At 67.2% G+C, this 25254-nt stretch carries 24 protein-coding genes; 18 read left to right on the top strand and 6 right to left on the bottom strand.

Annotated features, from left to right (window positions below):
- Positions 1 to 120: 120 nt before the first annotated feature.
- On the top strand, positions 121 to 1377 hold the full coding sequence (locus ACFWB0_RS14825; protein WP_378491211.1) for an NAD(P)/FAD-dependent oxidoreductase: 1257 nt from the start codon (positions 121 to 123) through the stop codon (positions 1375 to 1377).
- Positions 1378 to 1383: 6 nt separating this feature from the next.
- Here the strand turns inward: ACFWB0_RS14825 and ACFWB0_RS14820 are convergent, their stop codons facing one another.
- Complete coding sequence (locus ACFWB0_RS14820; protein WP_378491210.1) at positions 1384 to 1908, bottom strand: PadR family transcriptional regulator; 525 nt, start codon at positions 1906 to 1908, stop codon at positions 1384 to 1386.
- A gap of 111 nt (positions 1909 to 2019) precedes the next feature.
- Here ACFWB0_RS14820 and ACFWB0_RS14815 point away from each other — a divergent pair, with 111 nt between their 5' ends.
- From ACFWB0_RS14815 to mnhG, 13 genes are all read left to right on the top strand, one after another.
- Positions 2020 to 2553, top strand: a complete 534-nt coding sequence (locus tag ACFWB0_RS14815) for a DUF1707 domain-containing protein (RefSeq protein WP_378491209.1) — start codon at positions 2020 to 2022, stop codon at positions 2551 to 2553.
- A 99-nt stretch (positions 2554 to 2652) separates the two neighbouring features.
- Positions 2653 to 6108, top strand: coding sequence for a TM0106 family RecB-like putative nuclease (locus ACFWB0_RS14810; protein ID WP_378491208.1), 3456 nt, complete (start codon positions 2653 to 2655; stop codon positions 6106 to 6108).
- Positions 6109 to 6185: 77 nt separating this feature from the next.
- Complete coding sequence (locus ACFWB0_RS14805) at positions 6186 to 6650, top strand: SRPBCC family protein (RefSeq protein WP_378491207.1); 465 nt, start codon at positions 6186 to 6188, stop codon at positions 6648 to 6650.
- 85 nt (positions 6651 to 6735) lie between these two features.
- Positions 6736 to 7464: a phosphatidylserine decarboxylase gene (locus tag ACFWB0_RS14800; protein WP_378491206.1), complete on the top strand. Its 729-nt coding sequence runs from the start codon at positions 6736 to 6738 to the stop codon at positions 7462 to 7464.
- Positions 7465 to 7505: 41 nt separating this feature from the next.
- Positions 7506 to 8384 carry a CDP-alcohol phosphatidyltransferase family protein gene (locus ACFWB0_RS14795; RefSeq protein WP_378491205.1) on the top strand — a complete coding sequence of 293 codons (879 nt, stop codon included), beginning with the start codon at positions 7506 to 7508 and terminating at the stop codon, positions 8382 to 8384.
- A 21-nt stretch (positions 8385 to 8405) separates the two neighbouring features.
- A complete protein-coding gene (locus tag ACFWB0_RS14790; protein WP_378491204.1) occupies positions 8406 to 10601 on the top strand; it encodes an AAA family ATPase in 2196 nt (731 codons plus the stop codon).
- A 1-nt stretch (position 10602) separates the two neighbouring features.
- Positions 10603 to 11781 (top strand): hypothetical protein, encoded by a 1179-nt coding sequence (locus tag ACFWB0_RS14785; protein WP_378491203.1) that lies wholly within the window; start codon positions 10603 to 10605, stop codon positions 11779 to 11781.
- A gap of 230 nt (positions 11782 to 12011) precedes the next feature.
- Positions 12012 to 14849, top strand: coding sequence for a Na+/H+ antiporter subunit A (locus ACFWB0_RS14780; protein WP_378491202.1), 2838 nt, complete (start codon positions 12012 to 12014; stop codon positions 14847 to 14849).
- Positions 14846 to 15541 carry a Na(+)/H(+) antiporter subunit C gene (locus ACFWB0_RS14775; protein WP_378491201.1) on the top strand — a complete coding sequence of 232 codons (696 nt, stop codon included), beginning with the start codon at positions 14846 to 14848 and terminating at the stop codon, positions 15539 to 15541. The genes ACFWB0_RS14780 and ACFWB0_RS14775 overlap by 4 nt, the downstream gene beginning before the upstream one ends.
- On the top strand, positions 15538 to 17124 hold the full coding sequence (locus ACFWB0_RS14770; RefSeq protein WP_378491200.1) for a Na+/H+ antiporter subunit D: 1587 nt from the start codon (positions 15538 to 15540) through the stop codon (positions 17122 to 17124). The genes ACFWB0_RS14775 and ACFWB0_RS14770 overlap by 4 nt, the downstream gene beginning before the upstream one ends.
- Positions 17124 to 17672: a Na+/H+ antiporter subunit E gene (locus tag ACFWB0_RS14765; RefSeq protein ID WP_378491244.1), complete on the top strand. Its 549-nt coding sequence runs from the start codon at positions 17124 to 17126 to the stop codon at positions 17670 to 17672. Before ACFWB0_RS14770 ends, ACFWB0_RS14765 begins: the two co-directional genes overlap by 1 nt.
- On the top strand, positions 17669 to 17929 hold the full coding sequence (locus tag ACFWB0_RS14760) for a monovalent cation/H+ antiporter complex subunit F (RefSeq protein ID WP_378491199.1): 261 nt from the start codon (positions 17669 to 17671) through the stop codon (positions 17927 to 17929). Before ACFWB0_RS14765 ends, ACFWB0_RS14760 begins: the two co-directional genes overlap by 4 nt.
- Positions 17926 to 18261 (top strand): monovalent cation/H(+) antiporter subunit G, encoded by a 336-nt coding sequence (gene mnhG / locus ACFWB0_RS14755; protein WP_378491198.1) that lies wholly within the window; start codon positions 17926 to 17928, stop codon positions 18259 to 18261. The genes ACFWB0_RS14760 and mnhG overlap by 4 nt, the downstream gene beginning before the upstream one ends.
- A 23-nt stretch (positions 18262 to 18284) precedes the next feature.
- On the opposite strand, the gene ACFWB0_RS14750 is transcribed toward mnhG, so the two are convergent.
- The 4 genes from ACFWB0_RS14750 to ACFWB0_RS14735 form a co-directional block, all read right to left on the bottom strand.
- Entirely contained in the window at positions 18285 to 19406 is a 1122-nt protein-coding gene (locus tag ACFWB0_RS14750) for a glutamate--cysteine ligase (protein WP_378491197.1), read from the bottom strand.
- Positions 19407 to 19484: 78 nt separating this feature from the next.
- Positions 19485 to 20120 (bottom strand): superoxide dismutase family protein, encoded by a 636-nt coding sequence (locus ACFWB0_RS14745; protein WP_378491196.1) that lies wholly within the window; start codon positions 20118 to 20120, stop codon positions 19485 to 19487.
- A gap of 132 nt (positions 20121 to 20252) precedes the next feature.
- Positions 20253 to 20918, bottom strand: a complete 666-nt coding sequence (locus ACFWB0_RS14740) for a LytR C-terminal domain-containing protein (RefSeq protein ID WP_378491195.1) — start codon at positions 20916 to 20918, stop codon at positions 20253 to 20255.
- A gap of 31 nt (positions 20919 to 20949) precedes the next feature.
- A complete protein-coding gene (locus tag ACFWB0_RS14735) occupies positions 20950 to 21333 on the bottom strand; it encodes a DUF3263 domain-containing protein (RefSeq protein WP_378491194.1) in 384 nt (127 codons plus the stop codon).
- Between the two features lie 162 nt (positions 21334 to 21495).
- On the opposite strand from ACFWB0_RS14735, the gene ACFWB0_RS14730 reads away from it, so the two are divergent.
- The 3 genes from ACFWB0_RS14730 to ACFWB0_RS14720 are packed head-to-tail and all read left to right on the top strand — an operon-like array spanning position 21496 to position 23891.
- Positions 21496 to 22101 carry a peptide deformylase gene (locus tag ACFWB0_RS14730; protein ID WP_378491193.1) on the top strand — a complete coding sequence of 202 codons (606 nt, stop codon included), beginning with the start codon at positions 21496 to 21498 and terminating at the stop codon, positions 22099 to 22101.
- Positions 22091 to 23068: a GNAT family N-acetyltransferase gene (locus tag ACFWB0_RS14725; RefSeq protein ID WP_378491192.1), complete on the top strand. Its 978-nt coding sequence runs from the start codon at positions 22091 to 22093 to the stop codon at positions 23066 to 23068. Before ACFWB0_RS14730 ends, ACFWB0_RS14725 begins: the two co-directional genes overlap by 11 nt.
- 19 nt (positions 23069 to 23087) lie before the next feature.
- Positions 23088 to 23891 carry an exodeoxyribonuclease III gene (locus tag ACFWB0_RS14720; RefSeq protein ID WP_378491191.1) on the top strand — a complete coding sequence of 268 codons (804 nt, stop codon included), beginning with the start codon at positions 23088 to 23090 and terminating at the stop codon, positions 23889 to 23891.
- 30 nt (positions 23892 to 23921) lie between these two features.
- Here ACFWB0_RS14720 and ACFWB0_RS14715 read toward each other — a convergent pair whose 3' ends face one another.
- Positions 23922 to 24266: a GNAT family N-acetyltransferase gene (locus tag ACFWB0_RS14715; protein WP_378491190.1), complete on the bottom strand. Its 345-nt coding sequence runs from the start codon at positions 24264 to 24266 to the stop codon at positions 23922 to 23924.
- Between the two features lie 136 nt (positions 24267 to 24402).
- On the opposite strand from ACFWB0_RS14715, the gene thiD reads away from it, so the two are divergent.
- Positions 24403 to 25251, top strand: a complete 849-nt coding sequence (gene thiD, locus ACFWB0_RS14710) for a bifunctional hydroxymethylpyrimidine kinase/phosphomethylpyrimidine kinase (RefSeq protein ID WP_378491189.1) — start codon at positions 24403 to 24405, stop codon at positions 25249 to 25251.
- Positions 25252 to 25254: the final 3 nt, after the last annotated feature.

Below are 25254 nucleotides of genomic sequence, written 5' to 3'. Positions count from 1 at the left end.
CCCCTTCGACAAGCAGATTTCCTCCTCGAATATTAGGACGGCACGAGCCCGGGCGTGCAGAACACCCCGTGTGGGCCATCATGGATGTAAGAGGTACCTCTGCATCGACAGGAGTGCATCATGGCGATTCGTCGAGTGGTTGTGGCCGGAGCCGGGATCGTGGGGCTGTCCACCGCGTGGTTTCTGCAGGAACGGGGCCTTGCCGTCACCGTTGTCGACCGGACGGGCCCCGGAGTCGATACCGCTCATGACCGCGCGTCGTGGGGCAACGCCGGTTGGCTCGCGCCCGCCCTGACCCTGCCGCTACCGGAGCCGTCGGTATTGAGGTACGGGCTGCGATCGATGTTCACGCCCTCGTCACCGGTGTATGTGCCGCCCACACTCGACCCGAAGCTGATCCGCTTCCTCGTGGACTTCGCCCGGCACTGCACCCGACGACATCAGATGGCGTCGCTGGAAATATTTGCCCAGGCCAACAAGGTTGCGTTGCGAGCGTACGACGACCTGGCCGACGGCGGCGTCGCCGAACAGACCCGAGACGCCGATCCTTTCCTCGCGGCATTCACCGCGGAGACCGACCGCGACCACCTACTCGAGGAGTTCGATCACGTGCGGGCAACGGGAGGTGACGTCGACTTCGATGTCCTCGATGCCGACGCGGTGCACTCGCTCGAACCCCTGCTCGGTGACAAGGTGCGCGCGGGACTGCGGATCCGGGGCCAGCGATTCATCGATCCACCGCGATTCGTCGCCTCGCTCGCGGATGCGGTACGAGCACGTGGCGGTGAGATCCTCACCGGGTTCGACGTGACCGAAGTGCGCGACCCCGGTAACGGCGTGGTCGACGTGATCTCCGCGAACGGGTACGACGTGTCCGTCGATGCGGTGGTGCTCGCGACGGGTGCCCGGCTGAACACCCTGGCCCACGAGTTCGGTGTACGTACCCTGGTGCAGGCCGGTCGCGGGTACAGCTTCAGTGTGGTGCCCGACGAACTGCCGAAGAACCCCGTGTATTTCCCGGTGCAGCGAGTGGCGTGTACTCCCCTGCACGATCGGTTCCGCATCGCCGGAATGATGGAGTTCCGGAAACCCGACGCACCGCTCGATCCGCGACGGATACAGGCGATCGTCGACACGACCCGTCCGCTCCTGCGCGATATCGACTGGAACGATCGGGCCGAGGAATGGGTCGGTTCGAGGCCGTGCACGGCCGATGGACTGCCTCTGGTCGGGGCCACCCGGTCGCCGCGGGTGTTCGTCGCAGGCGGTCACGGTATGTGGGGTGTCGCGCTCGGCCCGCTGACCGGCCGGTTGCTCGCGAATTCGATGACGGGCGATGCCGATCCGCTGCTGCGGCACTTCGACCCACTTCGGTGACCGTGGTCATCCCTCGTTCGCGAGTCGCTTGTCCATGCTTTCGATCCAGGTGAGGACGGCACGTTCGTAGGCGATTCCGAACTCGACAGTGGCGGCCGAGTAGTTCGGCAGGTCGTGGTGGGCCAGGAGATCTTCGTAGCCCGCGAGTTGACGTTCGTGGGCTGCGCGATAGTGGGCGAGCATCTCCGCGAGGCGTTCCGGCGGCAGGTGCTCAGCAAACGCAACGGTGAGCAGTAACGGGTGCCGGATGTTTTCCGGTCCCGGTTCCCGGCCGATCCACTCGGTGAACGCCTCCCGGCCTGCGTCGGTGAGCGCGTAGGGCTTGCGGTCACGCGGCCCCTTCTCGCCGGGTTCGATCAGGCCGTCGCGCTCCATCGCGGCGAGTTCGCGGTACACCTGACTGGTCGTGAGCGACCAGAACTTGCCGATCCGCTCCTGCGCCGTGGTCACCAGATCCCAGCCCGTTTTCGGACCCTCGTGCAGAAAACCCAGCAGCGACGCTGCGGTCGCATTCAGTGGCCGTCCGGCCATTGCGCGCTCCCTCCCTCAACGGTCACCACGAAAAGTGTTGACATTCCACTGTGGCATATCCATCATGGACAGTACGACATTCCACAATGGAGCATCCCGCCTGGAGGACCCATGGCCACCGAGAGCCCCTATGCTTCCGACTCCGACAGACTCTCCGATTCGGAACGCGATCAGTACGTCAGTGAACTCTCGCAGCATGTCGGTACCGGTCGTCTCACGATCGAAGAGTTCGACCGGAGGGCGGCTGCCGTCTACGCCTCGCAGATCGTCGCCGAGGCGCGTGCGCAGTTTTCCGATCTTCCCCAGAGCACCCCGCCCGCACCGCCGGTCACCGCGCGCCCTTCTCGTCGTCTGCCGCTCCACCAACGGGTCGAATGGTCCGCCTGGCTCGGCGTGAGTGCGATCAACGTGCTGGTCTGGGCGCTCGTATCGCTCGGGACGACATCGATGGTCTACCCGTGGCCACTGTGGGTCATCGGACCGTGGGGGCTGGTACTCCTCGGCCGGACCGTGCTCGGAATCGAGGGCGGCGGATGCACCTCGCGCGCACACGACGCACGACGGGAGGCCATGCGCGCCCGATCGATCGCCTATCGGGAACAGCTCCGCTACTCGTCACTCGCGGCGGCTTCGCACCACCGCTGACAGGTGAGTCTGCGCAGGAGACACATCCGCGCAGTCACCGCCGCCTGTCACCCGCGTCTGCCATAGTCGGGCAACGACACCACGCGGGAGGCTGCGCCGATGTTTCTGCTCGACGATGTGCTGGTCTACAGCTCACGAGATCTGGCCGATGCCGCCCAGTGCGAGTTCTCACTGCTCAGCGGAGTCGACGCGGTGCTCGGCCGAGGGCAGCGTCCCGCGAGGGTCGCCGATCGGATGCTCGACCGCACCGCCCGTCTCGGGAACGCCCACGAGCAGCGCGTCCTCGACCGCTACCGCGACCGATTCGGCGACGGTGTCGTGCACATCCCCCGCCCCGACCACACGCGCGACGGCTACGAAGCGGCTGCGCGTGCCACGGTCGACGCCGCCCGTGCGGGTGCCGACGTGATCTACCAGGGCACCTTCTTCGACGGCCGGTTCGTGGGTTTCTGCGACTTCCTCGTCCGCACCGGGGATACGTATGCCGTCTACGACACGAAACTCGCCCGGCACGCGAGAGTCGAAGCGCTGCTGCAACTCGCCGCCTACGCCGATGCCCTCGCAGATACCGGAATCCCGGTCGCACCGCACGCCCACCTGATCCTGGGCGACAGCACGCTCGCGTCGTATCCCCTCGCCGACATCGCGCCTGTCTACACGCAACGGCGCAGGCATCTGCAGCGCTTGATCGACGGGCATCACCATGCGGAAGATCCCGTGACCTGGACCAGCGGCGGACACACCGCGTGCGGCCGCTGCGACACGTGCGAGCCTCAGGTGGCGGCGCACCGCGACCTGCTGATGGTCGCGGGAATGCGGTCGACGCAACGCGCCCGATTGATCGCAGGCGACGTCACAACGATCGACGGACTCTGTGCTCGCAAGGAGCCCGTGCCGGACATGTCGCACCGCACGTACGCGGCACTGCGGGCACAAGCGCAGGTTCAGGTGCGGCAGGAACAGACCGGCCAACCCGTCGTCGACGTCTACGAACCGGGTTCTCTTGCGGCACTGCCCGACCCGGACGACGGCGACCTCTTCTTCGACTTCGAGGGCGATCCGCTGTGGTGCGAGGACGGCGGCCCCGACTGGGGCCTCGAGTATCTGTTCGGTGTCGTCGAACAAGACACCGACGCTCCGACGTTCCGTCCTTTCTGGGCGCACACGCGCGCCGAGGAACGCCGCGCGCTGCTCGATTTCCTCGAGTACGTGGCGCAACGCCGCCGAGTGCACCCGAAGATGCATATCTACCACTACGCGCCGTACGAGAAGTCGGCGCTGTTGCGCCTGGCGGGCCGGCACGGCGTGGGCGAGGAGGAAGTCGACGGCCTACTGCGCGACGGTGTCCTGGTGGACCTGTATCCCATTGTGCGCGCATCACTTCGGTCCGGAGAGTCGTCGTACAGCATCAAGAAACTCGAGCCGCTCTACATGCCGGCGCGGCAAGGTGAGGTGGTCGATGCCGGTGCGTCGATCGTCGCGTACGCGGACTACTGCGATCTCCGCGACGCCGGGCGAAGCGAAGAGGCCTCGAAGCTGCTCGACTCGATCGCGTCGTACAACGAGGACGACTGCGTGTCGACGTTGCGGCTGCGCAACTGGCTGCTCGACCGGGCGGCGGAACACGGTGTCGCCACCACCGGCGTCACACACGAGGAAGCCGCACTCCCACTCGAACCGCACCCCGCAGAGGTCACACTGTGGGAGTTCGCGGGCCAGACTGCGCACCTGCCGGACCGCCCCCGACCACCGGGTGAGCGCACCGACGACCAGCAGGCGGCGGCGCTGATGGCGGCCTCGCTCGGCTACCACCGGCGGGAGCGGAAACCGTTCTGGTGGGCACACTTCGACCGGCTGTCGACTCCGGTGGACGAATGGGCCGACACCCGCGACACGCTCGTCGCGACCTCCGTCGCGGTCGAGGAGGACTGGCATCTGCCGCCGCGCAAGCGCAAGGCCCGGCGCCATCTGGCGGTCACGGGCGATTTCGACACCGGCAGCACAGCGCGGGCTGGCGATTCGGTGTTCCTTCTGTACGAGGCGCAGGCACCGGACGGGCTGCCCGACGGCGGTCCGCGGACGCGGGCGTGGTCGAGCGGGAAGATCCTCGAACGCCGGTCCGGCAGCGATTTCCACGACGTGCTCGTGATCGAGGAGTTGCTGCAGACCGACGAGGAGTATTCGGCTCTGCCGATGGCCGTCACGCCCGGCTCCCCGATCGGTGCGGCCGGCATCGAGAAGGCGATCGAATCTGCGGCCGACGCCATGTGCGCGTCGCTGCCTGATCTACCGGCCACGGCAGGTGTCGACATCCTGCGACGGATCCCGCCGCGCACGCGTTCCGGCGGGCTCCCCCCGGTCGGCGACGGCGGATTCCCGGACGCGATCACCGCGGCAGTCCTCGAGCTCGACGATTCGTATGTGGCCGTGCAGGGTCCGCCCGGTACCGGGAAGACGTACACGGGGTCCCGCGTCGTGGCCGCGCTCGTCCGCGAACACGGCTGGCGGGTCGGGGTGGTCGCGCAGTCGCATTCGGTGGTGGAGAACATGCTCGACGGTATCGTCGCCGCGGGGGTTCCCGGCGAAGTCGTGGTGAAGGCGAAGGCGAAGACCGTCGAGCCGGAATGGACACCCGCGAAAGACGCCAAGACCCTGACGCGGTATCTGGACGGGCTTCACGACGGATATGTCGTCGGTGGCACCGCTTGGGATTTCACGAATACGAACTGCATCACACCGGGCAGCCTGGATCTACTGGTCATCGACGAGGCGGGGCAGTTCTGCCTGTCCAATACCGTCGCGGTCGCGACGAGTGCGCGGAATCTGTTGCTCCTGGGCGATCCTCAGCAGTTGCCCCAGGTCAGTCAGGGCACGCACCCCGAACCCGCCGACGAGTCGGCGCTCGGCTGGCTCGCCGAGGGGCACGGCGCACTGCCCGCAGACCGGGGCTTCTTCCTGTCGCGCACGTGGCGGATGCATCCCGACCTGTGCGCGCGGGTGTCGGACCTGTCGTACGAGGGACGGCTGTCGTCCCAGTCCGACCGGACTACCGCGCGCGCCCTCGACGGACTCTCACCGGGTGTGCACACGGTGACGGTCGAGCATGTCGGCAACGCGACGTGCTCGGTCGAGGAGAGCGACGAGGTGGTGCGCCGAGTGCAGACGCTGCTCGGCACCGAGTGGCGCGACGGCCCCGAAGGCGCGTCGCGCCCAATCGGAGAGAAGGACGTGCTCGTCGTCGCGCCGTACAACGCGCAGGTGGCGATGATCCGGTCCCGCCTGGCAGATGTCGGACTGACCCGGGTCGATGTGGGCACGGTCGACAAGTTCCAGGGTCGTGAGGCTCCGGTGGTGTTGATCTCGATGACGGCGTCGGCGGTCGAGGACGTGCCGCGCGGGATGTCGTTCCTGTTGTCGCGCAACCGTCTCAACGTCGCACTCTCACGGGGGCAGTGGTGTGCGATCGTCGTCCGGTCGCGTGCGTTGACCGATCATCTACCGTCGACCCCCGACGAACTGGTCGACCTCGGGGCGTTCCTGCGTCTGACCCGGTGACGGCCACCACAGCATCGGATACGATCGACGCCAGTATTTTTGTGACCCCGAGTACCACGCACCGAGTAGGAGCATTCATGTCGAAGACCCTCGAAGCCACCATCGACGTCGCAGCAGACCCCGACCGGGTTTGGAGTGTCGTCTCGGATCTGCAGCGCATGGGCGAGTGGAGCCCGCAGTGCCGCAAGATGATCGTCCGCGGCGGCAGTGTCGGCCCCGGAACCTCGACGATCAACATCAACCGCAAGGGCGTCCTGGTGTGGCCCACCACGTCGAAGGTTCTCACGTTCGAGCCCGGGCGCGAGCTGCGCTTTCGCATCAACGAGAACCGCTCGATCTGGTCGTTCGCCCTCGAACCCACCGAGACGGGCACCCGGATCGTGCAACGCCGCGAGGCTCCCACCGGCACCAGCAAGGTCTCGCAGACCCTCATCAAGTACATCCTCGGAGGTCAGGAGAACTTCGACGACGACATGATCGTCGGCATGAATTCCACCCTCGCCCGGATCAAGAACGAAGCGGAGGCACGCGCAGCCGTCTGACCGCACGTCTCTATACTCACGTACTCTCGGGTGTCCTGGGGACAGCCCGTCCGGGCAACCCGACGAACGTGAGTGAAGAGGAGCCGTGGCACGTAAGCCCACACCCGCTGGAACACCACCGACCAGCGGTGCAGCACATGTCGTCGATCTGATCAAGAAGGCCGTTCCGCCGCTTCACCCCGGCGGAGTGCCGTTCGTCGTCGCACCCCTGGCAGTGGCTGTACTCGGCCGCAAGCGCAAGTGGGTCCGCCGTGCGGGCCTCGCTTCCGCCGCCGCCACCGCGACGTTCTTCCGGCACCCCCACCGGGTGCCGCCCAACCGGGTCGGTATCGCCGTCGCACCCGCCGACGGTGAGGTCGCGCTCGTCGACACGGCCGTGCCGCCCGCCGAACTCGGCCTCGGCACCGAACCGCTCCCCCGCGTGAGCATCTTCCTGTCGGTGCTCGACGTACATGTGCAGCGCAGTCCCGTCGGCGGCATCGTCCGCAAGGTCGTGCACCAGCCCGGGAAGTTCCTCTCCGCCGACCTCGCCGACGCGAGTGAGGTCAACGAACGCACGAGCATGCTGCTCGAGATACGCGACGGCACCCAGGTCGGGGTCGTGCAGATCGCCGGCCTACTGGCTCGACGCATCGTGTGCGACGCACAGGTGGGCGACACGGTTCCCATCGGCGACACGTACGGACTCATCCGCTTCGGCTCTCGCGTCGACACATATCTGCCTGCGGGGAGCACACTGCTCGTCGAACGCGGTCAGCGCACGATCGGTGCGGAGACCGTCATCGCTCAGTTGCCCTCCACGCCGGTGCTGTGACCCCCCTCAAACCGAGTGCACCCGCCGGGGACGACAGCGGAGTGTCTCGCAGTCGTCCCGTGGCGGTGCGCCTGCTGCCGAGCGTGATCACGATCCTTGCGCTGTCGGCAGGCCTGTCTGCCGTGAAGTTCGCACTCGACGGAGAACTCGGCATCGCCCTCGGCATGATCGGGGCCGCCGCGGTTCTCGACGCACTCGACGGTCGTATCGCACGCTTGCTCGACGCGACCAGCAAGATCGGTGCCGAACTCGACTCGTTGTCCGATGCCATCGCGTTCGGCGTCGCACCCGCACTCGTGCTGTACGTGACGTTGCTCGACGGCAGCGCACTGGGCTGGATCATCGCGTTGCTGTACGCAGTGAGTATCGTTCTGCGCCTGGCACGCTTCAACACCCTGCTCGAGGACGACTCCGTCCCCGCGTACGCCCGTGAATACTTCGTGGGCGTGCCGTCACCGGCGGGCGCCATCATCGCGTTGAGTCCGATTGCGGCGTACATCCAGTGGGGCGACGGCTGGTGGTCGTCGTTCCCGCTCGTCCTGGTGTGGACGCTCATCTCCGCAGGCCTGATCGTCAGCCGGATCCCCACCCTCGCCATGAAGTCCGTGTCGGTGCCACCACGTCTCGCGATCGGCCTGCTGGCGCTCGTCGCAGCCGGTGCAGCAGCGCTCGTCACCTATCCGTTCATCCTGATGCTGGTGTTGGTGGGCGCGTACCTGCTGCACATCCCATTCGCAATCCGCTCCCGGCGGTGGGTGGCGGCGCGCCCTGCGACGTGGGACATCAAGCCCTCGGAACGACGGGCGATCCGCGCCGAGTCGCGTGCGCTGCGACCCCGGCGCGCCGTCGGCCGACGCATGCTCACCGCGACGGGACGTTCCTCGGCGCGCCTCGGCCTGCGTCGCCCGCGCGGACGCTGACCACGATCTAGGCTCGTGCGGGTGACCACCCCACAACTCGCGCTGACCGTCCGGCTCAACACTTCCGCAGCAGATGCCCGCCGCGGAATCGTTCGCTTGCATCCCGAGGTGCTCACCGCCCTCGGGCTGCGCGAATGGGATGCGATCGCACTCACCGGGGCGCGGCGCACCGCGGCCGTCGCAGGACACGCACCGGCAGGCACTCCCACCGGGACGATCCTCCTCGACGACGTCACCCTCTCCAATACCGGACTGCGGGAGAACGCCACCGTGGTCGTCGCACCTGTGACCGTGTACGGCGCGCGGGGGGTGACGGTCACCGGCTCGTCCCTCGCCAGCGCGTCGATCCCCGCCGTCACCTTGCGTCAGGCGCTGCTCGGCAAGGTCGTCACCGTCGGCGACGCGGTGTCGCTGCTGCCGCGCGACCTCGGCCCCGGCACCAGCAGTGCCGACACCACGCGCGCACTGTCACGGACCTTCGGTATCGCGTGGACGACGGAGCTGCTCACCGTCTCGGCCGTCGATCCGTCCGGTCCGGTCAGTATCCAGCCGAATACCGCGGTCTCCTGGGCCACGGGGAACGCCACCGATGCTCGACCGGCTGTTGCGCCGTCGGTCACCGCACCGTTGACGGAGTACCCGCCCGAGGCCGGGACTCAGCGGCCGTCGGCGCCCCCCGTCGAAGACCTCGTCGGACTGCAGGCGCAGGTCGGCAAGCTCGCCGAATGGCTGAAGCTCGCCCTCGACGAACCGGAACTGTTGCGCACCCTCGGCGCGTCTCCCCACCTCGGCGTGATGATCACCGGGCCCGCCGGAGTCGGCAAGACCACGTTCGCGCGGGCGGTGCTCGCGAACCGCCGTGTCGTCGAGGTCGACGGCCCGAGTATCGGTGCGCTCGCCGCCGCCGATCGACTGGCGCGGATCACCGCAGCCGTCGACGCGGTCCGAGGCGGAGGCGTCCTGCTCGTCACCGATGTGGACACCGTCCTGCCCTCCGACGCGGAGCCGGTGGCAACGCTGATCCTCGAGCAACTCCGCCACGCGGTCGAGACCGACGATGTTGCCCTGGTCGCGACCTCCGCCGCACCCGACAGCGTCGATCCGCGGGTACGGACACCCGAGATCTGCGACCGTGAACTGTCGCTGCCGTTGCCCGACGGCGCCACCCGTCGCGCCCAGCTCGAGGTACTGCTGCGATCGGTGCCGTCCACCGGCCTCGACCTCGATGCGATCGCGGAGCGCACCCCCGGCTTCGTCGTCGCCGACCTCGCTGCACTGTGCCGCGAGGCCGCGCTGCGCGCCGCCTCTCGCGCGAGCCGCGCCACCGACGAACCGAAACTGACACAGGACGACCTCGTCGGCGCGCTCGAGGTGATCCGGCCGCTGTCCCGCTCCGGATCCGAGGAACTGGCGATCGGGAGCGTGAGCCTCGACGACGTGGGCGACATGGTCGAGACGAAGCAGGCACTCACCGAGGCCGTGCTGTGGCCCCTGCAGCATCCCGATTCGTTCGCACGACTGGGAGTGGACCCGCCTCGCGGGGTGCTGCTGTACGGTCCGCCCGGCTGCGGCAAGACATTTCTCGTGCGCGCGCTGGCGAGTACCGGCCGGCTGAGCGTGCACGCCGTCAAGGGCGCCGAACTGATGGACAAATGGGTCGGCGCATCGGAGAAGGCGGTGCGTGAACTGTTCCAGCGCGCGCGGGACTCCGCACCCTCGCTCGTGTTCCTCGACGAGATCGACGCCCTCGCACCACGCCGCGGCCAGAGTTCGGACTCCGGGGTGTCGGACCGTGTCGTGGCATCGTTGCTGACCGAACTCGACGGTGTCGAGCCGCTCCGCGACGTCGTGGTGGTCGGGGCGACCAACCGCCCCGACCTGATCGATCCGGCGCTGCTGCGCCCCGGGCGACTCGAGCGGCTGGTGTTCGTGCCGCCGCCGGACGCCGACGCGCGCGCCGCGATCCTGAAGACCGCCGGCCGGTCGGTGCCCTTGGACGACGACGTCGACCTCGATGCGCTCGCCGAGGATCTCGACGGGTACTCGGCGGCCGACTGTGCGGCGGTCCTGCGCGAGGCGGCGCTGGCCGCGATGCGTCGGCGGGTCGACGCGGCTGCAGTGACCTCCGAGGACGTCGCCGCTGCCCGCGAGACCGTCCGGCCGTCGCTCGATCCCGTGCAGGTCGAGCAACTGCGGGCGTACGCGGACGGACGCTGACATGTCGCCGACCTCGACGTCCGTCCGCGCCGGCGCACCGGCTGCGCTCGCCGCGGCGGCATGCGCATCCGCGGTCGCGGGATTCGTCCTGCTCGTCGGCGAATCGGCGCTCCCGAGCGGCACCCGCAGCGACTTCTCGCCGATGATCACCGCGGTCCTCGCCGTGGTGTCGGTGGTGGGCCTGCAACGGTCCGGTTCGCCGCGGACGGCGTGGTCGCTGGGAGCCGGCGCGGTACTCGTGCTCGGCTCGGTCCGATATCTCGTGCCGGAGGGGGCCTCGACCGACACCCTCACCACCGTCGGTGTGGTCACCTCCGGGACGACGGGGGTGCTGCTGGGCGCCGCGGTCGCCGGGGCATGGGCGGTATCGAACGGACCGTGGGCGCTGCTCACGGGTGCCTGGTCCGCGTTCCTCACCGCCGCCGCGGTCGGCGTGCAGGTGCCGGTCGATCCGGTGCGGTGGACGATCACCCAGTGGCTGCTGGCGATCGCATTGGTGGCCCTCGTCGCGGCGGCGCTGACCGCCACGCCCGGGGGTGGTGCACAGCGATTCGACCCGCGACTACTCGCAGTGACCGCGCTCGCTGCGGGCGTGCTGACGCTCGGTTATCGGTTGCTCGGGGAACTGGTGACCTCCGAGGCCGGGTCCGGTGGAACGCGGATGTGGTTCGTCGCGGTGGGCGCTCTCGTGGTGGTGGTGATCGGCGCCGAGGTCGTCGCCCGTGTCGTCCCCTCTGGTGACGACCGCTTCGTGCTGGCGGTCACCGGCGCGGTCGCCGCGGTATATCCGGCGATGCTCGAGTTGTTCGGCAGCGAGCAGTGGTGGCTGCCGCTGCTCGTGGTCGCTGCTGTTGCCCTCGGCGTGTGGTGTTCCCCCTACGTTCCGTACGCGGCTGCCGGCCTCGTGGTGGCGCTGGCCGTCTCGACAGCTGCGGTGCTGTGGCCGCAGTTCGCCGAGAACGTTCCCCTGCCGGTGCGCCTGGTGCTCATCGCCGCGGGAGCGGGGCTGGCGCTCGCCTCCTCGTTGCCCGGATCGGCGTCCGTCGCTGCGTTGGGGTTGTCTCTGCCGGTGCCGATGACGGCGGTGATCGGAGCAGTGTGGCTGCTTCCTGCCGACCCTCGGTGGCCGGCTCTCGCTCTCGCGGCGGTGGGTGCCGTGTGCGCCTGGCAGGTGAGATGAGTCCTGTCGTTCCCCGTGTCGCCCCCGATTCGCAACGGTGCAAAGCCTCTCGTTAGTATGGGCTCATTCCGATTTGCCCATTAACGGCGAACGGCGCGCATGTCGGGGCGTCCCGCGTTTCGGCTTCGGTGTCGGTCGCATTGTCAATTCTGCACCGGTCACCTCCGATTGCAGGCTGAATACAGGACCGTTTCACCCCGCCGCCTGGCCCGATCCCGACGGAGTGCCTTTTGCTCGCCATACTCATCGCTCACGCGGTTGCCGCGATCCTGGCACCGCCGCTGGTCAGAGTCATGGGGAGAAACGCGTTTCTGCCGTTGGCGCTCGTGCCGCTGGCGAGCCTGGGCTGGGTCATCGCAAACTGGGGTACCGAGCAGGAACTGAACATCCGGTGGGCTTCGGCAGTGTCGATGGATATCGACATGCGGTTCGATTCCCTCTCCGCCGTCATGTGCCTGCTGGTGCTCGGTATCGGTTCACTGATCCTGCTCTATTGCGCGCGCTATTTCGAAGACGACGAGCCGCGTCTGGGAATCTTCGCAGCCGAGATGGTGGCGTTCGCCGGCACCATGTTCGGGTTGGTCACCAGTGACAACATGCTGGTGCTCTACACCTTCTGGGAGTTGACGACGGTTCTGTCGTTCCTGTTGGTGGGCCACTATGCCGAACGTGCGTCGAGTCGCCGTGCCGCGACGCAGGCGCTGCTCGTGACCACGGCCGGCGGCCTCGCGATGCTCGTCGGCATCATCATCCTCGGCCAGCTCGTGGGCAGCTACAACCTGTCCGCGGTGATCGAGGCAGCACCCGCCGGCTGGCTACCGGGCGTCGCCATCGTGCTGGTACTCATCGGTGCATTGTCGAAGTCCGCGGTGGTGCCGCTGCACTTCTGGCTTCCCGGCGCGATGGCCGCCCCCACACCGGTGTCCGGCTACCTGCACGCCGCCGCGATGGTGAAGGCCGGTATCTACCTGATCGCGCGTCTGGCTCCCGCGTTCGCCGACGCAGCGCCGTGGCGACCGATCGTCATCACCCTCGGCCTCGTGTCGATGATCCTCGCCGGCTGGCGCGCGCTCCGTGCGTTCGATCTGAAACTGATTCTCGCGTTCGGCACGGTCAGCCAGCTCGGATTCCTCACCGCACTCGTCGGCATCGGCAGCCGTGAAGCAGCACTCGCCGGCCTGACAATGGTCATCGCGCACGCCATGTTCAAGGCCTGCCTGTTCATGGTGGTCGGGGTCATCGACCACTCGACGGGCACTCGCGACATCCGCAAACTCGCGCACCTCGGGTTGAAGACTCCGATCCTCGCGGTGGTGGCGGCCCTTGCCGCGGCGAGCATGGCCGGACTACCACCGTTCATCGGTTTCGTCGGCAAGGAGGCCGCGCTCGAGGCAGCACTGGTCGCCGAGGTGCTTCCGGAGTGGGCGCGCATCGCCGTCGTCGCGGGCATGGTGCTCGGCTCGATCCTCACCCTCGCCTACAGCATCCGCTTCATCTGGGGAGCTTTCGGCCGCAAGCAGCTCAAGCGCCCCAGCCCTGCGGTGCAGAGCCTTCACGCTCCAGGTCCGCTGCTGCTGTCGGCACCGTCGCTGCTCGCGGTCGGTGGTCTCGCGGCAGGATTCGCAGCACCCTGGGTCGATACACTCGTCTCGCCCTACGCCGACACGCTGCCTGCCTCCCTCGCCAAGCCCTACCACCTGGCGCTCTACCACGGATTGACGCTGCCGCTCGCCCTGACCGCAGTCGTCATCGTGGGTGGTATCAGCCTGTATCTCGCGCACCGCACGGTCGCACGACTGCGGTTCGAACATCCCCCGCTCGGCAACGCCGACCGTATCTACGACGCGACCCTGCGCGGCATGGACACCCTGTCGACGAGACTGACGAGTTTCATCCAGCGAGGTTCGCTGCCGCTGACCCAGGCCACGATTCTCGTCACCCTCGTGCTGCTTCCCACCGTGTTGATGTTCGTCTTCGGGGCGGGCAACACGCCTGCGTTCCGCGTGTGGGACACCCCGTGGCAGTTCACCGTCGCCGTGATCATGATCGGCGGCGGCATTGCCGCAACCGTGATGCGGAACCGGCTCGCCGCTGTCCTGATGGTCGGTGTCACCGGCTACGGTCTCGGCGTCCTGTTCGCACTGCAGGGCGCCCCCGACCTGGCACTGACACAGTTCCTCGTCGAGACCGTCACCCTCGTGATGTTCGTGCTGGTACTGCGAAAACTCCCGCCCGAAAGCGATCCGCAGGCCGAGATCGGCAAACGCGGACCCCGCGCGCTGCTCGGTATCGCGGTCGGTGCGGTGGTGACCGTCGTCGGAGCGTTCGCTGTCGCTGCGCGCACTGCCGAACCGATCTCGCTGCAACTCCCCGAGTTGGCATACGAACTCGGCCACGGCAAGAACGTCGTGAACGTGCTGCTCGTCGACATTCGCGCATGGGACACACTCGGCGAGATCTCGGTCCTGCTGGTCGCGGCGACCGGCGTCGCAAGCCTGGTGTTCCGCACCCGCCGGTTCGGTACCGCACCGCGAGTCTCCGACGCACCCGCCTCTCAGCTCGATGCGGCGGGGTCGAACTCCGAGATCACCTGGCTACGCGGCGGCGATCTGATCGATCCGCGCTACCGGTCGCTCGTCCTCGAGGTCACCACCCGGCTGGTGTTCCCCACGATGATGGTGCTGTCGGTCTACTTCTTCTTCGCCGGACACAACGCCCCGGGCGGCGGCTTCTCCGGTGGTCTCGTCGCCGGGCTGGCTCTCGTCCTGCGTTATCTGGCAGGTGGACGCTACGAACTCGGAGAGGCGGTTCCCATCGACGCCGGCAAGATCCTCGGACTCGGCCTGACCTTCGCCGCAGGCACCGCACTGTTCTCGCTCTTCCTCGGCGCGCCGGTGCTCTCGTCTGCGGTCCTCGAGGTGACATTGCCGTTGATCGGCGACATCAAGCTGGTCACCGCACTGTTCTTCGACCTCGGCGTGTACCTGATCGTCGTCGGACTGATCCTCGATGTGCTGCGAAGCCTCGGAGCCCGGCTCGACGCCGAGGTCGTGGGTGAGCGCCGATGACCACGAATCTCACGCTGGTCGTCATCGTCGGAGTGCTCGTCGCCTGCGGTGTGTATCTGCTGCTCGAACGCAGCATCATCAAGATGCTGCTCGGCCTACTGCTCATCGGCAACGGCGTCAACCTGCTGATCATTGCTGTCAGCGGCCCGGCCGGAGACGCCCCCGTCGTCGGGTCCGACAATGTGATCCGGGAAGAGATGGCCGATCCTCTCGCGCAGGCCATGGTGCTGACATCGATCGTGATCACGATGGGTATCGCGGCGTTCGTGCTGGCGCTGACGTACCGCTCGTACTCGATCCGTGCACGCGACGAAGTCGAGAACGACCCCGAAGACACGATGGTGTCGCGGCGGCGGACTCTCGCCGACGCGCCCGGTCGCGACCGCTCCGACGACCCGGTCACCGGTGTACCGAGCAAGAGCGGCGACGCGTTCGATGCCGAAGGCAATCCGATCCCACTCGACCAGCTCACCAACATCGAGGACCTCGAGGTCTACGAGGATCTGCACGACGGCGATTTCGACGACCCCACCGACTCCGTCTACGACGATCCACGCAACCCCGGCAGCGGAAATCCTCACCCTCGCCCCCGGCCCCTCCCGTCTCCCGTTACCGACGACGACGCTGCGGCAGACGGGGCCACCGGAAACGCAGGAAAGGCCGAGAACGACGGTAAGGAGGACGACCGATGACACTGGACACCGCCGTTCTCATCCCGCTGCCCATCCTCATCCCGCTGCTCGCTGCCGCCGTCACCCTTATTCTTGGCCGCCGCCCGCGGGCACAGCGGTTCGTCACCGTCGGTGCTCTCGTCGCGTCGCTCGTGGTCGCGGTCGCATTGCTGTATTTCGCCGATCAGGACGGCATCGAGGTCGTACAGGTCGGCGGGTGGGAAGCGCCGATCGGCATCTCCCTGGTGGCCGACCGGCTCGCCGCGCTGATGCTCGTCATCGCAGCCATCGTGTTGCTGTCCGTCATGCTGTTCGCCGTCGGTCAGGGTATCCACGACGGCAACGAACAGCAGCCGGTGTCGATCTTCCTGCCCACCTACCTCGCACTCACCGCGGGTCTGAACATCGCGTTCCTCGCGGGCGACCTGTTCAACATGTTCGTGGGATTCGAGGTACTCCTCGCCGCATCGTTCGTGTTGCTGACCTTGGGAGCAAGCGCCGATCGCGTACGCGCCGGGGTCTCGTACGTGATGGTCTCGATGGTGTCGTCGATGATCTTCCTCGCCGGTATGGCGTTCGCCTACGCCGCGACGGGGACATTGAATCTGGCGCAGATGGCGTTGCGGATGGACGACGTACCTTCGGGAACTCGGACCGCGATCTTCGGCGTGCTGCTGGTGGCGTTCGGCATCAAGGCCGCGATCTTCCCGCTGTCGTCGTGGTTGCCCGACTCCTATCCCACCGCTCCCGCCCCCGTCACCGCGGTCTTCGCCGGCCTGCTCACCAAAGTCGGTGTGTACGCGATCATCCGTGCACACACCCTGATCTTCCCGCAGGGTGAGCTCGACGACGTCCTGCTTGTCGCCGGCCTGCTGACCATGGTCGTGGGCATCCTCGGTGCCATCGCGCAGAACGACATCAAGCGTCTGCTGTCGTTCACCCTCGTCAGCCACATCGGCTACATGGTGTTCGGTATCGCGTTGTCGAACGAGACCGGGCTCGGCGGCGCGGTGTTCTATGTGGCGCACCACATTCTGGTGCAGACCACGCTGTTCCTCGTCGTCGGCCTGATCGAACGCCAGGCCGGATCGGCGTCGCTCCGCCGCCTCGGCGGCCTGGCGTTGACGAGCCCGCTGCTCGCCGTCCTGTTCCTCATTCCTGCCCTCAACCTCGGAGGCATCCCGCCGTTCTCCGGATTCATCGGCAAGGTCGCGTTGCTGCAGGCCGGCGCCGCGGACGGGTCGGTCCTCGCGTGGGTTCTCGTCGCAGGCGGCACTCTCACCAGCCTCTTGACGTTGTATGCAGTGGCTCGGGTCTGGGCCAAGGCGTTCTGGCGTGCCCGCGCCGACGCTCCCGAAGGCGACCTCGCCGATATCGGGCCGTCTGCGCTGATCGACGAGTCCGAAGCCGATATCGCATTCGAGGAGCGGGCCGATGTCGGCAAGATGCCGGCAGCAATGCTCGGTCCGACGATTGCGCTGGTGGTGATCGGTGTGGCGTTGACCGTGTTCGCCGGACCGTTGCTCGACATCAGCAACCGCGCCGCCGAGAATCTGCGCGACCGCTCGGTGTACATCGAGGCCGTGTTGGGAGAAACGCCATGATCAACCGCGGCAATGTACTACGCCTGTCCGTGATCATCTGGATGGCGTTCGTATGGGTACTTCTGTGGGGCACCTTCAGCATCGCCAACGTCCTCGGCGGGCTGATCGTCGCAGGAATCATCGCGGTACTGCTCCCGCTGCCGAAGGTGCCGGTGGAAGGGCGGGCCCACCTGCTGTCGGCCCTTCGACTCGGGGTGTACATCTTCGTCGAGTCGATCAAGTCGACGATCTCGGTCGCGTGGCTGGCGATCCGCCCGGCAGCGCCCCCGGTGACAGGGGTACTGCGATGCCGGTTGACCATCAAGTCCGATCTGGTACTCACCCTGTGGACCGACATCATGAACAACATCCCGGGCACGATGGTCCTCGAGATCGACCAGGTCAGGCGGATCATGTACGTGCACGTGCTGGATGTGAGCACCGACAAGGCCGTCGCCGACTTCTACCGCTCCGCACGATTGATCGAACGTCTTCTCATCGACACCTTCGAACGGGACTCGGAATGGCAACCCAGCCCATGGAGAAGCGGGACGGAGGAAGCGATATGACCGTGATACTCGCGGTTTCGGGTGCCCTGCTGTTCACGTCGTCCCTGCTGATCGGCTATCGAGTGCTGGCCGGACCCAGCTCGCTCGACCGCCTCGTCGGAGTCGATGCGCTACTCGCCATCGCCATCTGCGGCGTGTCGATCTGGATGGTCTACACCCGCGACACCACCCTCGCGCCCGCAGTGGTTGCGCTGGCGCTCGTCGGATTCATCGGGTCGGTCTCGGTCGCACGGTTCCGGGTGCGTGACGAAGAATGAGCAATTTCTTCGACATCGTCGGACACGTACTGATCCTCATCGGGGCGGTGATCTCGCTGACCGCGGCGATCGGCGTCGTCCGCTTCCGCGACACGCTCTCCCGCATGCACCCAGCGACGAAACCTCAGGTCATCGGGCTCCTGTTCGTCCTCGGCGGCGCGATGCTCAACCTGTGGGGCTCGTTCGACGTGTGGATGCTCGCGTTGGCCGGGATGTTCATGGTGCTCACCGCACCCGTGATCGCACACCGTGTGGGCAGCATCGCCTATCGGGAACAGCTCGGCCGCGACGGGCTTCTCGACGAGAAGGACGTTCCTCCCTACCGGGCCTAGGAGCGGGCGCACAAGCACTCAGCTCAGCCGCGCAGCTCCTCGACCAACGAATCGACGACCGCGACCAGGTCCCCACCGGAGCGCTCCGCAACACGTCGCTGACGCTGGTACGACGCCCCGCGAACCGGGATGTCCGCCACGGCGGCGAGTTCGTCGGCGCATCCGAGCCGGGCCGCGGTCGGGGTGAGCTGCTCGAGCAGATCATGCAGATCGTCGGTGACCAGGCGTTCGCGGCAGGCAGGATCGAGAATCACCTCGGCGTCGAGGCCGTAACGGGCCGCCCGCCACTTGTTCTCCTTGACGTGCCACGGCTGAAGAGTCGGCAGTTCTTCCCCCCGGTCGAGGCATTCGTCGAAGTGGACGACGAGGCAGTGGACGAACGCGACGAGCGCTCTGAGCTCGGCCATGTTGGTGATGCCGTCGAAGACCCGGACTTCCAGGGTCCCCCACCTGGGTGCGGGTCGGATGTCCCAGTGCATCCCACCGGGTTTGCTGATGACACCTGATTTGAGCTGATCTTCGATGAATCGGGTGTACTGCTCCCAGTCGGCGAAGTGGTACGGCAGTCCTGCGGTGGGCAGCTGCTGGAACATCAGCGCCCTGTTGCTGGCGTACCCGGTGTCGAGCCCCGCCCAGATCGGCGACGACGCCGACAGCGCCAGCAGGTGCGGGTACTTGACGAGCATGGCGTTGAGAATCGGAATGACCTTGTGCGGCGACGACACTCCGACATGTACGTGCACACCCCAGATGAGCATCTGGCGGCCCCACCATCGGGTGCGTTCGATCATCTCGTCGTATTCGGGTGATTGGGTGACCACCTGGTCGGTCCACTGCGCGAACGGATGGGTGCCCGCGCACATCAGGTCGACGCCGAGCGGGTCGGCGGCACGACGCAGCAGACCCAGCGATTCGGTGAGATCGTCGACGGCCTCCGCGACGGTGTCATGTACATCGGTGACCAATTCCACGGTGTTGCGCAGGAATTCCTTGGTCAGACGCGGTGTGTCGCCCGGGAGCTCACCGACCGCGTCGAACACGACCGCAGCGGTATTGGACAATTCGCGGGTCGTCTTGTCGACCAGCGCGATCTCCCATTCCACACCGAGTGTCGGGCGCGGAGAACCCGGAAATTCGACAACCACTTCTCGATCCAACCACAGGGCCCACCCGACCGAGTGCTGGTCGAGTGGGCCCTGTGAGCGAAATTACGAGCGGTGCGCTCAGCCGACCACACCGCAGGCGAGACGATCGCCGGCATTGTCCTGATGCACGACCACGGAAGTTCCTTCGTCGCCCTGGAGATCGTCGAGCGTGAACGCCGCGGTGGTGACCGTCGCGGTCGCGGAGCCGTCCTCGTGGACAACGACGGAAACCAGGTCGCCGCTCTCCGGGACAGCGGTGTGGCCGGGCACCTGCAGGTGGGCACCGGCCGACAGGAACGCGCCGGGCTCGCCGCCGGTGGGAGCCGCCGACTCCGGCTCACACACACCGAACTCGTGGACGTGCACACCGTGGTATCCGGGTTCGAGGCCTTCGACGTCGACGGTCACTTCGATGTTGCCATCGTGCTCGGCGAAGGTCACGGTGCCGGCGGACTCGCCCGCGGTGGTCTCGAGGTCTGCGGTTAGAGACTGGCCCGACGCCACCGCGCCATCGCCGGTCGATGCACTGTCCTCGGATTCGCTGCCGTGCGATTCGCCTGCCGGTGCCGACGACCCCGTCCACACCGGCGGTGTGGTACCCACGACGCTGGTGGCTTCCTCGTTGTTCGAGCACGCGCTCAGACCCACCGCGGCGATCGCGACGATCGGGGCCAGGGCACGCCAGGTCATGCGACGAGTGGAACTGGGGGCCATCAAACCGCTCCTTCGAAGTACCGAAAAGTCACCTGATCATAGCCGGGGCCGTTCACGCATCTCCCGGTGACGGCAGTGTCGTCTCCGGGGCCGTCTCCGGGGTCGTCACCCGGTCGTCTGTCGAGATCGATTTCACGGCTCCGCGACGATGACGATCACACCCGGTGCCGAGTCCGCGATTCCTTCGAAACGCGGCTGCGCAGTGACACCGAGAGCGCCTGCCACGGCCTCCGCGGTCTCCTGCTCGCCGGAGCCCGTGCCGTAATACACGGACGTCTGCGCCAGAAGGCCTTCGCTGTAGTTGCCGGTCTCGGCGATGGTGAAGCCCTCGTCTTCGAGCAGCGTCGCGGTCTGTGCGGCGAGCCCGGCGATGTTGCTGTTGTTGTAGACGCGCACATCGGCCGAGGACGCCGTTGCTCCGGAAAGCGACGAACCCGATGATGCAGCACCCGATGTTCCCAGGCTCGATGTACCGGGGCTCGATACACCAGGGCTCGGTGTACCGGCGCCCGCTGCTCCTGCGCCTGCTGCTGCACTCGGAGGCGATCCCCCGGCCGCCGGAACAGGAGGCCGGGCTGTCGCGGGTGCAGGCACGGCAGCGGAGCTGGTCTCCGAGGCGGTCTCGGTGGTGGCGGCCGCTGTCGACGCTGCGTCCTCATCCGAACCGCCGAGCGACGCGAATCCGAGCCCGGCGAAGAGGATCGCCAGAGAGATCAGCAGCATCGCAATGGCTCGTAGCGGTAATCCGGAGGATCCCCGGTTCGCGTTCTCGGCGGTTCTGCTCACGCCCTCGACCATAGTTGGCCGATCGGCCGACGCGTGCCGCGCGCTAGCGTGTCGTCTCGAATCCGAGGCGACGAGCGGCGCGCGCCTTCTGCCGACTGGAGCGCAATCGACGAAGCCGCTTGACGAGCATCGGGTCGGTGGCGAGCGCTTCCGGACGGTCGATCAGGGCATTGAGCACCTGGTAGTAGCGAGTCGCGGACAGTCCGAACAACTCCTTGATCGCGTCTTCCTTCGCGCCGGCGTACTTCCACCACTGCCGCTCGAACGCCAGGACGTCGTGCTCGCGGCGACTGAGGCCGTGCTCGCCGATATCGTTCGGGCTTCCGACATCGGCCGGGCTCCCGGTCTCGACAAGGCTGCCGTCGTCGCCCGGACGCGGCCCTTCTGCTTCGGATGGGTTCGTACCGTGCGCTGCTGCGCCGTCCATCTCACTCCTCGACTGCTTCGAATCACACCGCAATGACTCACACCGCAATGACAATCACAATGACGATGACACCTGTGTGTTTCCGCGAGTTATTCAATCACGGGGGCCCGACACAGACCGGTCCGACGAACGGATGACTCGCGCACATTATCCTGGTTCACCATGGCCATCCTTCCCATCGTCATCACCGGCGACCCCGTTCTGCACAATCCCACCGAACCGGTGACCGAAACCCCCGCGGAACTCGCGCAATTGATCGCCGACATGTACGAGACGATGGATGCCGCGAACGGCGTCGGCCTTGCGGCGAACCAGGTCGGGTACGCCAAGCGCCTGTTCGTTTACGACTGCCCCGATCGTGACGAGTCCGGCAACGTGATCCGCCGACGCGGTGCGGTGATCAACCCGGTGCTCGAGACGTCCGAGATCCCGGAGAGCATGCCCGACCCGGAGGACGACCTCGAGGGATGTCTGTCGGTTCCGGGCGAGAACTTCCCTACGGGACGCGCCGATTGGGCGAAGGTCACCGGCACCGACGAGAACGGCGACCCCGTCGAGATCGAGGGGCAGGGATTCTTCGCCCGGATGCTGCAGCACGAGGTCGGTCACCTCGACGGGTTCCTGTATGTCGATGTCCTGATCGGACGCAACGCCCGCGCCGCCAAGAAGACGATCAAGCGCGCCGGTTGGGGTGTGCCCGGCCTGACGTGGCTGCCCGGGAGCGTCGACGACCCCTTCGGGCACGACGATGACGAAGATGACGACTGACGGTCCTGCCGGCGCACCGGGCGCGGCGATCCCGCTCGGCACGCGGGTCGTCGTCCGATATCGCCTACCTGCCGGATACAGCCATCGTGTGACCGATGTCATCGGTGAACTGGTGTCGATGGAGCCGGCGGTCGCTGTGCGCACCGCGGAGAAGAAGCTCGTCCAGATCGCTCCGAATACCGTCGTGGCGCTCAAGGCGTTGTCCGCACGCCCGATCCGCACCGCCGAGATCCGCTCGCTCGAACATGCCGCGGCCGCCGGCTGGCCCGGCCTCGAACAGGCCTGGATCGACGGATGGTTCCTGCGCGCCGGTGGCGGTTTCACCGGCCGGGCCAATTCCGCGACACCTCTCGGACCGCGCGGCACCGTCGCGGACCCTGCCGATCCCGAGGTGCGGGCGCGGCTGCACGGGTGGTTCGCCGACCGGGGGCTGCCCCTGCTGTTGCTGCTTCCGGAACGACTCGCCCCGTTCCCGGCGGGTTGGGTTCCCGGCAAACAGGTCCAGGTGATGGCGGCCGATCTCGACAACGTTCCGCTACCTCCCGGCCCCGGGCCGGTGGCCATATCTCCGGAGCCCGACGCCGACTGGCTCGCGCTCTACCGCGGCGGTAACTTTCCAGATGCCGCCGGTGCTGTCCTCGGCGCGGTCGCCGCGGGCACGCTCGGTTTCGGTCGTATCGGTGCGCGCGGGACGGCACCGATCGCGATCGGTCGGGTAGCCGTCACCGATGCACCCGACGGCCGGCGTTGGGCCGGCCTCAGCGCGGTCGAGGTCTCTGCGGAACATCGCAGGCAGGGTGTGGGCACGTTGCTGAGCGGATCGCTCCTGGGGTGGGGCCGCGAACTCGGCGCCACCCACGCCTACGTCCAGATCGAGACCGGAAACACCGCCTCCCGTGAGCTGTATGCGGGGTTGGGTTTCGTCGATCACCATCGCTACGGGTACGTCACGGAACCTGTCGGTTAGGTCGCCTACAGTGGGGGCCGTGCGCCTCGCTACCTGGAATGTGAACTCCGTCCGTGCCCGTACCGATCGGATCGTCGATTGGCTGCAGCGAACCGACACCGACGTGCTCGCGATGCAGGAAACCAAGTGCAAGGACGAGCAGTTTCCGTATGCCCGCTTCGAGGAGTTGGGCTACCAGGTGGCGCATGTCGGTCTGAGTCAGTGGAACGGCGTCGCGATCCTCTCGCGTGTGGGGCTCGACGATGTGCAGATCGGCTTCGAGGATCAGCCCGGATTCTCGAAGGACCCCGAGATCTCCCCCGTCCGTGAGGCGCGCGCGATCGGCGCTACGTGTGGCGGTATCCGGGTGTGGAGCCTGTACGTGCCCAACGGCCGAGACCTCGCCGATCCCCACTACACCTACAAGCTCGATTGGCTCGCCAAACTGCGCGCCGATGCTCAGGGCTGGCTCTCCGGCACCCCCGATCTGCCGGTCGCCCTCGTCGGCGACTGGAACGTCGCACCCACCGACGAGGATGTGTGGGATCCGGCCTTCTTCGAAGGCAAGACCCACACCTCGCAGCCCGAGCGCGACGCATTCGCGGCGTTCACCGAGGCCGGGTTCGTCGATGTCGTGCGCCCGCATACACCCGGGCCCGGCGTCTACACGTACTGGGATTACACACAGCTGCGTTTCCCGAAGAAGCAGGGCATGCGCATCGACTTCGCACTCGGGTCGCCCGCTCTCGCGGCGAAGGTCACGTCTGCGTCGATCGACCGCGACGAGCGCAAGGGCAAGGGCGCGAGCGATCACGCACCGGTGATCGTCGATCTCTCCGAATAGCCCGGGCTGCGGCACCGGCCCGCGACCGGGTCAGGCGCGCCGCGCAGGTTCGATCGGCACGATCACATCGCGATAGCCGAGATTCGACGCGAGATACCGTTGCACGTACGTGCACACCGGGCGCACTCGCCAGCCCCGCCTCCGCGCGATGTCGAGCGAACCGCCGACGAGGATGCCCGCGAGACCGCGATGCCCGAAGTCTTCGACGATCACGGTGTGCAGGAAATCGACCACCGGGCGCCCCCTACCGGGAACGCCCGCCGGATGCTCGGTGTCGAAATAGCCGAGAATGCCCACGAGGTCGCCGTTGAGCCGCAGCTCGAATCGGTTCTGATCGGCATTGTCGGACACCTCCGCCGTCGACAAGTTGATCATGAACGCCTCCCCGACCTCATTCATTGTGTGACGCACGCCACTATAGAGCACCCACGCGCTGCGCTGGGATGGCACTCCCGGTAGCAGAGTGCCGACGCCGATCGCGGCTCGATTCGCGACCGGTAGGGTCACCTCCGTGCAGCTGCTTCCCCTGGCCGAGCAAGGCCACACCCCGATTCGTGTGCTCACCATCGCCGGCACGGACTCCGGCGGAGGCGCGGGCATCCAGGCCGACTCGCGCACGATGGCACTGTGTGGTGTCCACGCATGTGTCGCCGTGGCCGCGGTGACCGTGCAGAACTCGGTCGGCGTGAGCGGCTTCCACGAGATCCCGCCGGAGACCGTGGCGGCGCAGGTGCGGTGCGTCGTCGAGGACATCGGAGTGTCCGCGGCCAAGACGGGCATGCTCGCGTCGACCGAGATCATCGAAGCGGTGGCGGCGGTGTGCTCGGAGGTCGGGATCGGCCGCGACACGGACGTCCCGCTCGTCGTCGACCCCGTGTGCGCGTCGATGCACGGCGATCCCCTCCTGCATGCGAGCGCACTCGAAGCTGTCCGCTCGGCACTGATCCCACTTGCGACCGTCGTCACTCCCAATCTCGACGAGATCCGGCTCATCACCGGCATCGAGGTGATCGACGACCGCACGGCCAGACTGGCCGCCGAAGCGCTGCACGGCCTCGGTGCACAGTGGTCGATCGTCAAGGGAGGTCATCTGCGCACTTCGGAGTCGAGCACCGACCTGTTGTTCGACGGCGACCGCTTCCTCGAGTTCTCCAGCCCTCGCCTCGCCACAGGCAACGATCACGGCGGCGGCGACACGCTCGCCGCGGCGATCGCGTCGGCGCTCGCCCACGGCATGTCGGTGCCGGATGCGGTGGCGTTTGCGAAAGAATGGGTCACCAAGTGCCTCGAATGGTCGTACGACCTCGGCAAGGGGCACGGACCGGTCAACCCGCTGTGGCGGCTTCACGAACAGCCGTGACGC

This window comes from Rhodococcus sp. NPDC060086, assembly GCF_042730275.1.
Lineage (GTDB): Bacteria > Actinomycetota > Actinomycetes > Mycobacteriales > Mycobacteriaceae > Rhodococcus.
This window is presented reverse-complemented; position numbering and strand designations above follow the sequence as displayed.

Excerpts from the sequence above, each read along its gene's own strand:
- ACFWB0_RS14825 (WP_378491211.1), top strand. The coding sequence starts at position 121 with ATGGCGATTCGTCGAGTGGTTGTGGCCGGAGCCGGGATCGTGGGGCTG.
- ACFWB0_RS14820 (WP_378491210.1), bottom strand. The coding sequence starts at position 1,908 with ATGGCCGGACGGCCACTGAATGCGACCGCAGCGTCGCTGCTGGGTTTT.
- ACFWB0_RS14815 (WP_378491209.1), top strand. The coding sequence starts at position 2,020 with ATGGCCACCGAGAGCCCCTATGCTTCCGACTCCGACAGACTCTCCGAT.
- ACFWB0_RS14810 (WP_378491208.1), top strand. The coding sequence starts at position 2,653 with ATGTTTCTGCTCGACGATGTGCTGGTCTACAGCTCACGAGATCTGGCC.
- ACFWB0_RS14805 (WP_378491207.1), top strand. The coding sequence starts at position 6,186 with ATGTCGAAGACCCTCGAAGCCACCATCGACGTCGCAGCAGACCCCGAC.
- ACFWB0_RS14785 (WP_378491203.1), top strand. The coding sequence starts at position 10,603 with ATGTCGCCGACCTCGACGTCCGTCCGCGCCGGCGCACCGGCTGCGCTC.
- ACFWB0_RS14775 (WP_378491201.1), top strand. The coding sequence starts at position 14,846 with ATGACCACGAATCTCACGCTGGTCGTCATCGTCGGAGTGCTCGTCGCC.
- ACFWB0_RS14770 (WP_378491200.1), top strand. The coding sequence starts at position 15,538 with ATGACACTGGACACCGCCGTTCTCATCCCGCTGCCCATCCTCATCCCG.
- ACFWB0_RS14760 (WP_378491199.1), top strand. The coding sequence starts at position 17,669 with ATGACCGTGATACTCGCGGTTTCGGGTGCCCTGCTGTTCACGTCGTCC.
- mnhG (WP_378491198.1), top strand. The coding sequence starts at position 17,926 with ATGAGCAATTTCTTCGACATCGTCGGACACGTACTGATCCTCATCGGG.
- ACFWB0_RS14745 (WP_378491196.1), bottom strand. The coding sequence starts at position 20,120 with ATGGCCCCCAGTTCCACTCGTCGCATGACCTGGCGTGCCCTGGCCCCG.
- ACFWB0_RS14740 (WP_378491195.1), bottom strand. The coding sequence starts at position 20,918 with ATGGTCGAGGGCGTGAGCAGAACCGCCGAGAACGCGAACCGGGGATCC.
- ACFWB0_RS14735 (WP_378491194.1), bottom strand. The coding sequence starts at position 21,333 with ATGGACGGCGCAGCAGCGCACGGTACGAACCCATCCGAAGCAGAAGGG.
- ACFWB0_RS14730 (WP_378491193.1), top strand. The coding sequence starts at position 21,496 with ATGGCCATCCTTCCCATCGTCATCACCGGCGACCCCGTTCTGCACAAT.
- ACFWB0_RS14725 (WP_378491192.1), top strand. The coding sequence starts at position 22,091 with ATGACGACTGACGGTCCTGCCGGCGCACCGGGCGCGGCGATCCCGCTC.
- ACFWB0_RS14715 (WP_378491190.1), bottom strand. The coding sequence starts at position 24,266 with ATGATCAACTTGTCGACGGCGGAGGTGTCCGACAATGCCGATCAGAAC.